The organism is Pseudoalteromonas sp. P1-7a, from assembly GCF_001401855.1.
GTDB lineage: Bacteria > Pseudomonadota > Gammaproteobacteria > Enterobacterales > Alteromonadaceae > Pseudoalteromonas.
Map to the genome: position 1 here is coordinate 43,067 of NZ_LKDU01000012.1, position 13,790 is coordinate 56,856.

Annotated in this window: 13 protein-coding genes; 5 read left to right on the top strand and 8 right to left on the bottom strand. The window is 42.1% G+C overall.

The features are described from left to right. Nucleotides 1-30 precede the first annotated feature (30 nt). Nucleotides 31-2,352 carry a Tex family protein gene (locus AN389_RS09660; protein WP_055019704.1) on the top strand — a complete coding sequence of 774 codons (2,322 nt, stop codon included), beginning with the start codon at nt 31-33 and terminating at the stop codon, nt 2,350-2,352. Between the two features lie 245 nt (nt 2,353-2,597). On the opposite strand, the gene AN389_RS09665 is transcribed toward AN389_RS09660, so the two are convergent. From AN389_RS09665 to bioH, 3 genes are all read right to left on the bottom strand, one after another. Next, complete coding sequence (locus tag AN389_RS09665) at nt 2,598-3,458, bottom strand: putative metalloprotease CJM1_0395 family protein (RefSeq protein ID WP_055019705.1); 861 nt, start codon at nt 3,456-3,458, stop codon at nt 2,598-2,600. 5 nt (nt 3,459-3,463) lie between these two features. Next, nucleotides 3,464-3,772 carry a hypothetical protein gene (locus tag AN389_RS09670; RefSeq protein WP_055017965.1) on the bottom strand — a complete coding sequence of 103 codons (309 nt, stop codon included), beginning with the start codon at nt 3,770-3,772 and terminating at the stop codon, nt 3,464-3,466. Nucleotides 3,773-3,861: 89 nt separating this feature from the next. Next, the gene (bioH, locus tag AN389_RS09675) at nt 3,862-4,599 is read right to left on the bottom strand and encodes a pimeloyl-ACP methyl ester esterase BioH (RefSeq protein WP_055019706.1); all 738 of its coding nucleotides are present in this window, start codon (nt 4,597-4,599) and stop codon (nt 3,862-3,864) included. A 73-nt stretch (nt 4,600-4,672) separates the two neighbouring features. On the opposite strand from bioH, the gene AN389_RS09680 reads away from it, so the two are divergent. Next, entirely contained in the window at nt 4,673-5,350 is a 678-nt protein-coding gene (locus AN389_RS09680; RefSeq protein WP_055015451.1) for a ComF family protein, read from the top strand. Between the two features lie 8 nt (nt 5,351-5,358). Here the strand turns inward: AN389_RS09680 and AN389_RS09685 are convergent, their stop codons facing one another. Next, on the bottom strand, nt 5,359-7,914 hold the full coding sequence (locus AN389_RS09685) for a M14 metallopeptidase family protein (RefSeq protein WP_055019726.1): 2,556 nt from the start codon (nt 7,912-7,914) through the stop codon (nt 5,359-5,361). Between the two features lie 146 nt (nt 7,915-8,060). On the opposite strand from AN389_RS09685, the gene nfuA reads away from it, so the two are divergent. After that, nucleotides 8,061-8,636 (top strand): Fe-S biogenesis protein NfuA, encoded by a 576-nt coding sequence (gene nfuA / locus AN389_RS09690; RefSeq protein WP_055015452.1) that lies wholly within the window; start codon nt 8,061-8,063, stop codon nt 8,634-8,636. A gap of 6 nt (nt 8,637-8,642) precedes the next feature. Continuing rightward, nucleotides 8,643-8,912: a hypothetical protein gene (locus tag AN389_RS09695; RefSeq protein ID WP_029774191.1), complete on the top strand. Its 270-nt coding sequence runs from the start codon at nt 8,643-8,645 to the stop codon at nt 8,910-8,912. Between the two features lie 9 nt (nt 8,913-8,921). On the opposite strand, the gene dinF is transcribed toward AN389_RS09695, so the two are convergent. Next, nucleotides 8,922-10,256, bottom strand: a complete 1,335-nt coding sequence (gene dinF, locus AN389_RS09700) for an MATE family efflux transporter DinF (protein WP_146258073.1) — start codon at nt 10,254-10,256, stop codon at nt 8,922-8,924. Here dinF and AN389_RS09705 point away from each other — a divergent pair. Continuing rightward, nucleotides 10,236-11,261 (top strand): polysaccharide deacetylase family protein, encoded by a 1,026-nt coding sequence (locus AN389_RS09705; RefSeq protein WP_055017999.1) that lies wholly within the window; start codon nt 10,236-10,238, stop codon nt 11,259-11,261. The genes dinF and AN389_RS09705 overlap by 21 nt on opposite strands. A 22-nt stretch (nt 11,262-11,283) precedes the next feature. Here AN389_RS09705 and AN389_RS09710 read toward each other — a convergent pair whose 3' ends face one another. The 3 genes from AN389_RS09710 to AN389_RS09720 are packed head-to-tail and all read right to left on the bottom strand — an operon-like array spanning nt 11,284 to nt 13,761. Then, nucleotides 11,284-12,315, bottom strand: coding sequence for a chemotaxis response regulator protein-glutamate methylesterase (locus AN389_RS09710; protein ID WP_055017969.1), 1,032 nt, complete (start codon nt 12,313-12,315; stop codon nt 11,284-11,286). 8 nt (nt 12,316-12,323) lie between these two features. Continuing rightward, a complete protein-coding gene (gene cheD / locus AN389_RS09715) occupies nt 12,324-12,947 on the bottom strand; it encodes a chemoreceptor glutamine deamidase CheD (protein ID WP_029774194.1) in 624 nt (207 codons plus the stop codon). Continuing rightward, on the bottom strand, nt 12,931-13,761 hold the full coding sequence (locus AN389_RS09720) for a protein-glutamate O-methyltransferase CheR (RefSeq protein ID WP_055015455.1): 831 nt from the start codon (nt 13,759-13,761) through the stop codon (nt 12,931-12,933). The genes cheD and AN389_RS09720 overlap by 17 nt, the downstream gene beginning before the upstream one ends. Nucleotides 13,762-13,790: the final 29 nt, after the last annotated feature.

A 13,790-nucleotide genomic window follows, 5' to 3' on the forward strand; every position in this document is an offset into this window, starting at 1 on the left:
GTTTTATTTTTTGTATTAAAAGGTTTATGCATGAGCGATATCTCTGCACGTTTAGCCACTGAGCTAAATGCACAACAGCAACAAGTTGTTGCTGCTACAAAATTACTTGATGAGGGCGCAACGGTTCCTTTTATTGCGCGTTACCGTAAAGAAATTACCGGTGGATTAGACGACACGCAATTACGCCTTTTAGAGCAACGTTTGTCGTATTTACGCGAGCTTGAAGAGCGCCGCAGCTTTATTTTATCAACCATCGAATCACAAAATAAATTAACGCCAGCGCTAAGTGCCGATATTACCAGCGCGCAAAGCAAAACTGAGCTTGAAGATTTATACCTTCCTTATAAAGCGAAGCGCCGTACCAAAGGTCAAATAGCTATTGAAGCAGGCCTTGAGCCACTTGCCGATGCGCTATTTAACGATGCAAACTTAGACCCTGAGCAACACGCACAGCAGTATATTAATGCCGACCAAGGTATTACAGATACCAAAGCAGCCCTTGATGGTGCTAAATTTATTTTAATGGAACGCTTTGCAGAAGATGCTAAGTTATTAGCAAAATTTAGAAGCCACATTAGCCAACACGGCGCCATACAAAGCACACTTATTGACGGTCAAGAGCAAGCGGGTAGCAAATACCGCGACTACTTTGATCATCAAGAACCTCTTAAAAAGGTCCCTTCGCACCGTGCACTTGCTATGTTACGCGCACGAAACGAGGGTATTTTACAGCTAAGTGTTAACCCAGAACCAAGCAGCGAAAATGCAGCCCAGCTATGCGCACAAATGATTGCTGATCACTACCGCTTAGAAGTGAAATATAAAGCAGCTAGCGCATGGTTGTTAAGCGTTGTGCAATGGGCTTGGAAAATAAAGCTTGGCCTACACTTAGAAAATGAATTTTTAGCAGCCATGCGAGAAAAAGCCGAAACCGGCGCTATAGATGTATTTGCTAAAAACTTAAAAGACTTACTTATGGCCGCGCCTGCTGGGCCACGAACCACGCTTGGCCTCGATCCTGGGTTACGTACTGGCTGTAAAATTGCCGTAGTTGATGGCACAGGTAAATTGCTTACAACGCAAACTATTTTCCCCCACGCGCCACAAAATCACTGGGAAAAATCGTTGCGTACATTAGAGCAATTATGTCGCCAGCATAAAGTAGAGCTTATTGCGATTGGTAACGGAACCGCATCACGCGAGTCTGACAAGCTAGTAGGCGAACTTATTAAGGCTAATGCTGAGCTTAAATTAAATAAAATTATGGTAAGCGAAGCCGGTGCATCTGTTTATTCTGCGTCTGAATTTGCAGCGAATGAATTTCCTGATTTAGATGTGTCTTTACGTGGCGCGGTATCTATTGCGCGTCGCCTGCAAGATCCACTTGCCGAGCTTGTTAAAATTGAGCCAAAATCAATTGGTGTAGGCCAATACCAGCACGATGTATCGCAAAGCCAATTGGGTCAAACACTGACCGCAGTGGTAGAAGACTGTGTAAACTCTGTGGGTGTTGATTTAAATATGGCGTCGGTGCCGCTCCTTACTCGCGTGTCGGGGTTAAATAAAACCTTAGCGCAAAATATAGTAAATTACCGCGACACTAACGGCACGTTTACTAAACGTAGCGAACTTAAAAAAGTTGAGCGTTTAGGACCAAAAGCGTTTGAGCAAGCTGCAGGCTTTTTGCGAATTAATAACGGGAAAGATCCACTTGATAACTCATCTGTTCACCCTGAGGCTTATCCTGTTGTTAAACTTATTTGTGAGCGTAACAACCTTGATGTAAATAGCTTAATTGGCAACAGCGAGTTTTTAAATAAACTGGTTGCTAATGACTACACCGACGAGAAGTTTGGCTTACCTACTGTAACCGACATCATTAAAGAGCTAGATAAACCTGGGCGCGATCCTCGTCCTGAGTTTAAAACTGCTGAATTTAAAGCCGGCGTAGAAAAAATCACAGACTTAAAACCTGGAATGATTTTGGAAGGTGTGGTTTCTAATGTAGCTAACTTTGGTGCGTTTGTTGATGTAGGTGTACACCAAGATGGTCTAGTGCATATTTCGGCAATTACTAATAAGTTTATCTCTGATCCTCGCGAAGTAGTAAAAGCCGGTGACATTGTAAAAGTAAAAGTGGTTGAGGTAGATGCCCCACGTAAGCGTATTAGCTTTACTATGCGCTTAGATGATGAAATAGACACAAGCAATAAACCCGCTGCTGCGCCGCAAAAGCAACGCAGTAACCAAGGCCAGCAACCGCGTGCAGCAAAACCAAAGCGCGATAACGGTAACGCCATGATGGGTAATGCCTTTGCCGATGCATTTGCTAATGCAAAAGTAAAAAAATAATACCAATCCGTATAATTAAGTGATCTATTTTAGGGTGGATAAACATGTTGATAGCAAAGCAAAAAATTCGCTATTTAGTTGTTCTAAATGAGAATTTTTTAACGCAGATAGCGACACGTTTAGCCCCTGAAAATGATTAAATATTAATGCGGATTTGTATAATCCCCTTTTGCTATAAGAAGTGATGTCTTCTTAAACTAAAAAGCCGCTCATTGAGCGGCTTTTTTAATTATGCTTAACTAGTTTTAACCAAACGCAGAAAAACCACTCTCGTTTTGTGGCGAGCTAGTCATTTGATAAAAATTAGCAATACGGCCAGCTCGAGCGTCTACTTCAGGATCGCGTGATTGCTCTGTATTTGTATCGCTTTGAGACTCAGCGGTGCTGGTTTCGTTTATTGATAACGCACTTTGTGGCTCTTGTGCTCGCGCTTCATCGTCAGCAGGGGCTGATAATTCAGCTTGTGCTGCGGCCATTTTTTGGGTTGCATCAGCCGCGATTGCCCTGTCGGCACTTGATGGCTCTGCTGGGGCAAGTGCGGCTGCACGTACCGTTTGCATTTTCTCTATAGTGGCTTGCGGATCGTCGGGGATTACAGATACATCAATTAGTACCTCACCGCCTACCGCGTAATTAGTGCCATCTGGTCCACGTTGGTATTCATAGCTTGGCGAGCCTGCATACTGCCCACCCACCGATGCATGAGCTTGCTCATGCACACGCACTTCAGTGTCGCGCGCTTTAAGCTCTTTAATTTGCTGCTGTTCTATTTCAAGCTGTTGCTGCTCTTGTTCTTCCTCGGAGGTGTCTGCGCTTGCTTGTTGATTTTGTTGCTGTTCGTTATTTGAATCTTCGCTGCCTTGCTGACGCTGCTCAACAGTTTGCTCATCACTCAGCTTACCGGTTGCATCGTACGTGGCGGGGTCTGCACTTGTTGGCAGCTTTGCTTTATCAGCATCACTTTGCGCTTTGGTTTCTGTGTTACTGGCACTATTAGGGGCAGGGGCAGGAATAACGTCGCGCAGTTGGTTGTCACGCCGAGCGGTTTCCGTATAAACATTGGCGGTGTTTATATTGATAGACGGAAATGGCGTGACAATATTCATAACGTTTAAGCTTTAATATCGATTAGCGTACCAAGCACTTCATCAGCCGTTTGAATAGATTGCGTGTTTGCTTTGGCATTAAATTCTTCGACTTTTAAATTAACAAGCGCTTCGTCAACTCGAGCGGGTTGTGCAACAGGCGCTGTTACAGCTTCATCTGAACTCGCTGCTGTTAACTGGCGCTGTTGGGCTAGCTGTGTATCGTCTTGCTCTTCAATGGTGGCACGGTTTATCTCTGCGCTTGCTCGCTCTATACCTTGGCTTGCACGATTAAACCCTTCTACACCACTATTAAATACTGAACCAATAGCCATGCTGTACCTCCAAAAAATAAATATTGTTTAATTATCGCTCACTTTATGGGCAAAATAAAGCTTTAAACAGGACCTTTCTTTAGGCTATTTTAAAGCATTGATTTAACGACAGATAAAAACTCTCTTTTATGAGAAATAAACGGCGCGTGCGAAGCTTTGTCTAGTACTTCGTATTCAAACTCAGTATTTAGTGCTGCCATTTTATTAATTGCTTTGTAAGGTACCAGCGCATCTAAACGACCAAATATCGCTTTTATAGGCACTGGGCAATGTGTAAATACGTCGCGCAAATCATCATTTTGTAAAATGCTTAAACCCGCACTTAACGCCTCACTTTCTGGGGCGTTATACTGGTTTAACAATTGCTTTAGCTGCTTTATATCATCGCGTGCCGACTCGCTCCCCATAGCCTGAATAGCTAAAAAGCGCTCTATGGTTTTTTCTCGGTGATTAACTAATTGCTCTTTAAATTGCTCAAGCACGCTGGCTTTTATGCCAGGCCAATCATCTGCCTCGGCGAAAAAAGGGGTTGAGGCAACTAAAATAACTTTTGAAACTTTTTCAGGCCAATGCTTTGCAATATACAATGCAAACAACCCTCCTAGCGACCAACCCATTACAATAGAGCTAGGGCTAAGTTGCTCGCTTACGATTTCAGCCGCATCGTGAAAATTATAAGGGCTTGGGCAGCTATTGCTGTTGCCAAAGCCAGGCAGGTCAATACTGCGCACCGAGCCACTGTATAAAAACGTTAACTCTGGCTGCACTAATTGCCATACGCCTTGATTCATACCCCAACCATGTAATAAAACTAACTCGCTTTGCATATTTGCCTAACCTTAACCAAACTTAGCTCCATCATAACGGTTAATAACGCGAAAGCAACGCAAGGAGCTGCCAATGCAGCACACATTCTTTAACTGGCTGTTTCCCTCTTACTGCTTGCAATGTCAGGGGGTTGTTAGTACTCAAGAGGCCCTGTGTAACTATTGTTTGGCAGATTTAAACGTGTTTGATTTGAATAAGCACAGCAATTTATTACACCGCCCTGATATTGTAGAAATGTTTCCAAATTGCGAATTTGATAAGCTCTTTGCCTGCGCTTTTTACCAACCCCCTTTTGAGCACTGGCTTAAACGCCTCAAATTTAATAATCAAATTCATTATAAAAAAGCACTGCAACAAGTAATTAAATGCCAACTTGCTCTATTTTTTGAAAATTTAGCTACCCAGCCCGACATTTTTATCATTCTACCCTTGCATCAACGCCGTTTTTTAACACGAGGGTTTAATCAGGTCAGTCAAGTATGGCAGCCTTGTTTAGCCAAACACGCTTGCATTAGTAATGCGCTTACACGAAATAAAGCCACGCAAGCACAGTCCCGACTATCTAAAGCCAAACGGATTCAAAATGTAAAAAATGCCTTTGTATGTACACAAGATATGAGCGGAAAAACAGTGGCAATAGTCGATGATGTAATGACCACAGGCGCAACGCTCAACGCAGCTACCCGAGTATTAAAGGAAGCGGGCGCTAAACAAGTGTGGGCTTTTGTTACTTGTTTAACGCCACTTTAACAGTGTACTTAATCGCCTCTCACTCTAAATGTATGGCCAAAAAATAACGCATTACTGAGTAATCGACTTGTGCCGTACCAGTATCCTCTAAAAACGGGGTTATCGGTCATCGCAATAACACTGCCACGCCCGTATGAGTGAGCAATCATGGCTGCTGCACCGGCAATTTGCTGCTCATTTACGCCATCGGTAAACCCTGCTAGTAGTGGTTTTTGTGGGTAAGTGAGTATGTTTACAAACGGTGCGGATGATTTTTCTAATAACCAGGTGCTATTTTTAAATACTGGCAATGTTTCGCGATTAAGCGAAAATGTAAGTGGATGCGTGGTGTCCACATCGGTATTAAAAATAGCGCCGGCTATGCGTTGTCGCCCTGCTAAATGGTCTTTATCTGCGTAATTTAACCCTTGAGTATTAAAAGCGCTGGCTACATCTTGCCTAGATAAATAATTAGCTTTAAGTAATTGCTGATCGGCTAAAAATTTAGCGCCGCCTTTGTGGCCCCAAATTACGCCGCCTTTTCTTACCCAGCTTTTAATGGCAACTTTATCACTATCAGGTAAGCCCGAGTAATTGCCATTCGCTAGTACAATGTGGCTGTAATTATTTAAGTCCAGGCTACCCAAGCGCTCCATTTCTACTATGGTCGGAGAAATACCGACAAAGCGGTCTAGGTAATACCAAACTTCGCCTGCTTCGTATTGGCTTACACCTTTACCGCCAACAAGCAGTACTTTTGGCTCGTTTAATACTGCCATAGTGCGCGACCCTAAATCGGCGCCTTTACTAGTAAGACCGGTGGTAATAGGCTTTATCGCAATACCAAATTGGGTTTGCGCATCGTTTAAAATAGCCACCCAATCAGGATTCGTTTGCAACCCAGCAGGAACAATAATACTGCCAGGTGCAAAGTCTATTTCGGTGGTGCTGCTTTTAGCTGTTAATGCGCTTAACGCTACACGCGCTTTAATGCCTTGCTTTAGCAAGCTATTTAACATTTTAGGTGCTAAGTAATCATCCCAAGCAAAACCAAATGCATAACTTTGCTTTAACGCAGCAAATGATGGTTTAACGGCTTTTTGCCATGCAGTACTTGCAACCTCTAAACCCCAACTACTTTTTACTTTTGCAAACTCTAAATTAAACGCATGGGCAAGGGTCCAACCCGATACATCGTAAAATGTGTTGTCGGCAAAGCTTTTTTGCTCGCTAAAAATAGCCTTAACTAATCTAAATTGAGGTTGTGCCAGCGGGACAAAGTAACTATTTGTAGAAAAGTTTTTACCATTGGCTTTTAGCGTTTTGGTAAGTGGGTAAGCATTTATTTGATGCTGCTTTAACAGGTTTAAAAATAGCTTAATGCGGGTGCTGTCTTTAGCACCCTCAACCACATAGCCTTCAAAACTTTCATCATGTGCTAAATCAATTGCTTGGTTATAAAATTTTGCCTGATAGGTTAATAGCGCCTCACGGTTATCTACCGCTGCTTTAAAGGTTGATAGGCTGGTTAATAACTGATTTTTAATAGTAAAAGGAAAGGTAAGCGTACCGTTTATGGTGTCTTGTACATGCCCACGTGAGCTTGCTTGCTCAAATAAAATACCTATACCGCCGTTTACATCTGGGTAGGTTGAACCCTTGCCGTAATAAAAGTCGTCAAAGCTTTCTTCGGTAAAATAAAGGGCATTATTTTTGTCTAAGGTTTTAGCATGGTAATTGGCTATAACTTTAGTAAGCGTTACGTTTTCATCTGGGGTGATTGGGTGCTTGCGACTAGCAATACCAGGTTGAAAAAAGTAGCTGCTGTTAGGGCCCATTTCATGAAAGTCGGTAAGAATATTTGGCTTCCATTGATGAAATTTAGCAATGCGTGCTCGCGACTCTGGATGTTGTAGCAATAACCAATCGCGGTTTAAATCAAACCAATAGTGATTTGTACGGCTACTTGGCCAGCTTTCTACGTGTTCACGCGTTTTTGGGTCGCTTGATAAGTTCATCCCCCGATTACTATTAGCCCAATTGGCAAAGCGAGCCAAGCCATCGGGGTTAAGTGAAGGGTCGAGCAAAATAACGGTATTATTTAATAGCTTTTCTATTTCTGGGCCTTGCGCTGCAGCAAGGTAATACGCAACTAATAAAGCGGCATTGCTGCCTGATGACTCATTGCCGTGCACACTGTATCCCATCCAAACTACAGCAGGCTCATTTTGTGTGTTTTTAGCTTGCTCACTGTTTGTTAAACGGGCTAAATGCGCTTGGCGAATTTGCTCTAAACTAGCGAGTTTTTCAGCGCTACTAATACTTAGCATCACAAGCGGACGTTGCTCGTGTGTGCGCCCTATTACTTCAAAATTTATACGATTACTTTTTTGCGCTAGAATTTCCATATAACGCACAAGTTGGTCGTGCCTTACATGCCACTCACCTACTTCGTAACCAAGTACGTCTTGTGGGGTGGGTATTGTTTTATCAAACTCTACATCTTGTTCAAAATAATACGAAAGTGGTTTTGCCATACTTGAAAAGCTAAGCATTACCACCATTATAGTTACTATCCAGCGCATATAAATCACTCTAAAAATGTTTGTTATTTGCACGCTAGCATTGCTTAAAATAGATGCCAACTTTTTACGCTCAACACTAGCCGCAACACGATGAGCGGAGTATGATATGCAGTATCCGAGTAATTTAGTCAAGTATAGACGGTTTTATGATTTCTATTTCCGAAACAGCACAAGCGCATTTTGCTAAACTTTTAGCAGATCAAGCACAACAAACTAATATTCGTGTGTTTGTTGTAAACCCTGGTACATCACAAGCGGAATGTGGTGTTTCTTATTGCCCAGAAGACGCCGTAGAAGACAGCGATATTCGTCTTAACTTTAATGGTTTTGATGCCGTAGTAGATACAGAAAGCGCCCCTTTTTTAGAGGAAGCTGAAATTGATTTTGTTACCGACAAAATGGGCACTCAGTTAACGTTAAAAGCGCCTAATGCAAAGGCACGTAAACTAGGCGATAACGCATCACTAAATGAGCGTGTTCAACACATGCTTGAGACCGAAGTAAACCCACAGCTAGCTAACCATGGTGGCCAAGTAAGCTTAGTTGAAGTAACCGCTGAAGGTATTGCTGTACTTCAATTTGGTGGTGGCTGTAATGGCTGTTCTATGATCGATGTAACCCTAAAAGAGGGCATCGAGAAAGAAATGGTTGCTAAATTTGATGAAATCACCGGTGTTGCCGATATTACCGAGCACCAAGCGGGCGATCACTCTTATTACTAAGCAATAATGTTAAAGCCGCTTATTTATCGCTTAGGGAGCAACCCTAAGTTGAGTTTAACGCGCTTTTTTCGCGGCTTAGCACTGTTTGTGCTAGCCGTGATATTTATCGCCCTTGGCTACTACACTCATTTTAGTTTGCAAATTATAGGCGTGGTTATTTTAATCCCGGCATTATTTTTTGCTGCATGGGGATATAGCGGTATTTTTGCCAATCGTTTCTCACAAGTTTTAAAAGATATGGGGCCAAAAGATCACGACCCCGACCTATGGAAATGACGCGTTCGCTTAATCGAGTAGCTGATTCGTTGCTTTTAACTGCAAGTACTTAATAATTAACGTAACGCCGCGCATAAACATAAAGCAACTCATGGCCAGCCATAATGCATTATTTTGCCACTCTATAAACACCCAAAACACCCCAAAAAAGCCAACAGCAGCTGAAAGAATCATACTGTTACGCATATTTTTTGCCCGTGTAAGCCCTACAAATACGCCATCAAACAAAAAGCAGCTCATTGCTAACATAGGCAATACGATTACCCACGGTAAGTAATTTGTCGCCGCTTCTATCACTTCGGGCACATTAGTTAAAAGCTTAATAATAGCGCTACCAAACACAGCAAAAAATACGCTGTACAACACGCCAAAAAGCATTCCCCAAAACACACTTATTTTTACCCATAACCTGATATTATTAACGCTTTGCTGGCCTTTTGCTTGGCCAACTTTGGCTTCGCTTGCATAGGCAATGCCATCAAGCGCAAAGCTTACTAACATTAAAAAGTTAAGTAATACTGCATTTGCTGCAAGCGTTGTTTCGCCTAAGCGCGCACCATAAAAAGTCATAAAGCTAAAGCACAGTTGCAAAATTAAAGAGCGAATAAATATATCTCTATTTAAACTAAGTAGCTCTGTCATTTTGCTGATACTAAGCCAGTTTGGCACGCTTAGCGCCACGCCTTGCCTTTTTGCGAGCTTAATCACTAGTAACAACGCAAAAGCCAACGCACAGTAATCTGCAATTAACGACGCCCATGCTGCTCCCGCTACTGCCCAGTCTAAATACACCACAAAATATATATCGAGCACTATGTTGGTAATATTGGTCACTAGCAGCAAGTAAAATGGCCCACGTCCATAATGTACGCCAAGCATCCACCCTAGCAGCACTAAATTACACAGTGCGGCAGGGGCACTAAATATACGAATACTAAAATACTGATATGCTTGCGCTAAAACCTCGCTATTTGCGCCTGACAAAAAAGAGATTGCTTGTTTTATCAAGGGGGAGAAAGCAATAAGCGCTAACGCCACAAACACAGCCAGCAATAAGCTGCGTTTTAAAAGCGCAGCCAACTGTGTTAAGTTATTTTGCCCGTATGCTTGGGCTACTAACCCTGTGGTACTCATACGCAGAAAACCGGCGAGCCAAAATAAAATAGAAATAACCGTTGAGCCAAGTGCAATCCCCGCTAAGTAATGTGCACTACCTAAGTGGCCGATAACAGCAGTATCAACAATTCCTAACAGTGGGACAGTAATATTTGATAATATCATTGGTCCCGCTAGCAACAGCAAGCTTTTATGGTGTGCCTTATTATGTTTAAGAAATTGTTTCATTTAGTTTTAATTACTCTCATTTGTTTTTCAGTACGTGCTCATGCGGCAGTTATTCTACAGTATCACCATGTAAGCGAAACCCTTCCGGCTGTGACCAGTGTAAGCGCAAATACCTTTACCAAGCACATGAACTATTTAAAAGAACACAATTTTAATGTTATAGCGCTAAATGAGCTAATAAACGCTATACAACAGGGCAAAAACTTACCTGAGAAAACAGTCGCTATCACCTTTGACGATGGTTATAACAATAACTACGAACAAGCAGCGCCAATTTTAGAAAAATTTGGCTATCCCTATACTATTTTTGTAAACCCTACCCTTATTGATGAAGGCAAAGGCTACGTAATGGGGTGGGAAAAATTAAAAGAGCTCGCTGGCAAGGGAGCGTTAATTGCAAATCATACAGCCCAACATGACTACCTGCATATCAAGCTAAAAAATGAGAGCGATGCGCAATGGCGGGCTCGTATAAAACAAGATATTTTGCACTCGCAACAACGCATTAAAGAAGAAATAGGTCACGATTACAAATACCTTGCTTACCCGTATGGCGAGTTTAACAACACACTACAAGAGCTTGTAAAAGAACTTGGCTTTGTTGGTATAGGCCAACACTCAGGTGCGGTTAATAGTAATTCTAATTTTACACGTTTGCCCCGTTTTCCAGCCTCTGGCTTTTATAGTAAATTAGATACGTTAATCACAAAATTAAACTCACGAGCGTTTAATATAAAAAATCTAGTCTACCAAGACAGTGTAACCTCGCAAAATCCACCAACACTGAGTATTGAGTTTGAAATGGGCGATTTTCATAAAAGTCAGTTTGCGTGCTATGTATCAAGTGTAGGGCAGGCGAAATTAACGTGGATAAACGACACGACTGTAAAAATTGACTCGCCAAAGGCGCTAAATAAAGGTCGCTCACGCTTTAATTGTACCGCGCCTTCTATCAAGCATGCTGGTAGTTACTATTGGTTTTCACAACCGTGGGTTATTCAGTAGTAATTACAAGCTATAACTCGCCTTACACCTTTATAGCTTGATGCAATAAGCGCTGCGTTACTTTATCAAGCGCAACAATTTCATTAGCGGCACCTAAATCTACTGCCGCTTTGGGCATTCCCCACACCACAGAAGAAAACTCATCCTGGGCAATGGTGTAACCCCCCGCTTGTTTAATACTTAGTAAGCCCTTTGCGCCATCGCTTCCCATACCGGTGAGCAGCGCTGCCACAATGTTTTTTGCGCCGCACTCAAGTAACGAGTTAAATAATACATCTACCGCCGGTTTATGGCGGTTCACCGGTTCAGAATCATCAAGTTCGCAATATAAACTCACCCCTCTTTTTTTTATGCTTAAATGCAAACCACCTGGGGCTATATACGCACACCCTGCACTAAGCTTGTCACCGTGCTGCGCTTCTTTTACGTTAATAGCACAAGTGCGGTCCATACGCTGCGCAAACGAGGTACTAAATACCGGAGGAATATGCTGAGTGATCACAATTGGCGGGCTATTTACTGGCATTTTTATAAGGACTTCTTTTATTGCTTCTGTGCCCCCTGTCGAAGCCCCAATAGCAATAACTTTGTTTAATAAAAATTGTGCATTGGTGGGCAAAGGCTCGCTCACTGTCGTGGCTTTTTTAAAGCTTCTTACCCTTGCACCTGCCGCCACACGCACTTTTTGCTGCACGACATACGCATATTGACTCATTTGCTGCTTAACATTCACAGTCGGCTTGGCAATAAAGTCCACCGCACCAAGCTCAAGCGCTTCTAAGGTGATAGGTGAGCCTTGCTGGGTTAATGTAGAAATCATCACAACGGGCATAGGTCTTAAGCGCATTAGGTTTCTTAAAAAACTAATGCCGTCCATTTTTGGCATTTCTACATCGAGGGTAAGCACATCTGGATTGAGCAATTTAATCATTTCTCGTGCTTGGTAAGGGTCTTCGGCACAGCCAACAACCTCGATATCGCTCGCCTGAGATAGTATTTCGCTCAGCAAACGCCTTATCAGTGGTGAATCATCGATTATCAGAACTTTAACCATTGCGGCTCCTAAAACAGCTCTATGTTAGTCTCGGTGGCTTTATCTTGTTGCTTAAGGTTTTGCAGGTAGCGCACTTCGCGTTTTTCAATTGTATTGTTATGCAAATTCTTCAGCTTTTTTACGTGGACTTTGCCCGTATGCGGATGAAAAAAAATTTTTCGAGGCCACGGCCCCCCCATATCTTGTGCTACAAGATTAAGCGACTCTTCCTGAATATACGCATTGGCGAAGCTAATATTCCCTATCCCTATGTCGGTCATGGCGCTAATTATTTTTCCGCCACCAAAGAGCTTTATTTTTAAATTTTTTCGTGCAGCGCCACCTTTTAACACTTCGTTGATCAGGTATTCCATTGCCCAATTTCCGTAGCGACAACTTAAACTATGTGCACTGTTTAACTCTAAACCTTTTTTTACCGGCAGCATAAAATGATTTACGCCTCCTATACCGGCTTTTTCATCATATACACACGCGGCTATACATGAGCCTAGCACTGTAGAAATAAGCTCATCATTTTTAGATACATAAAATTCGCCAGGTAATATTTTTGCCACCACACTTGTGCGCCCTGCATCCCAGTAACGTTTTATATGTTCAAACCCTGGGAGCACCGGCCTAAACTGTGCGTGCATTGTGTTGCTTTTGATACATGGTTTTCCCTAAATTTTTAAACTCAGCATGATCTTTTCCCATACTCTCTGAGTGTCCTAAAAACAGATAGCCGCCTCGATTAAGTGCATTTGCATAACGTTTAAACAAAGTATCTTTTGTTTCTTTATCAAAATAAATAACCACGTTACGACATAAAATTACATCAAAATGCCCTTTCATGGGCCACTCTTGTAAAAGGTTAAGGCGTTTAAAAAAAATGTGCTTATTTAGTTGTGGTTTCACTTTATATGTTTGCCCATCTTTGCTTTTTAAAAACCACTTTTTAAGTACATTGTTTTCTAAACCATTTACATTAGCCGCGGTATAAATACCCGCTTGCGCTTTGGCTAATACATTAGAATCTAAATCGGTTGCTAAAATTTTTACATCCCACGAACTTGGGAATAAATCGGCAAGGGTTATTGCTAAGCTGTAAGGCTCTTCGCCTGTAGAGCAACCCGCTGACCATACGCGTACTCGTTTTGTTACTTTGTTAGTGCTAAGTAACTGCGGCACTATGGTGTTTTTTAAAAACTCAAAGTGGTGGGGCTCTCTAAAAAAGGAGGTTAAGTTAGTGGTAATCGCATTAATAAATGCGTCAAACTCAGCCTCTTTATTATTGTGTAAGTACTCTAAATACTGCGAAAAGTTTTTAAGTTTATGCTCTCTTACCCTTCTTGCTAAGCGGGAATACACCATTTCGCGTTTATGATCGCCAAGCACAATTCCGCATGCGTTATAAACCAACGTGGCAATGTCTTTAAAATCTTTATCGGTACATAAAAATTCTTTCATTGTTATACCTTCCCTTGTAAAACTGGCTT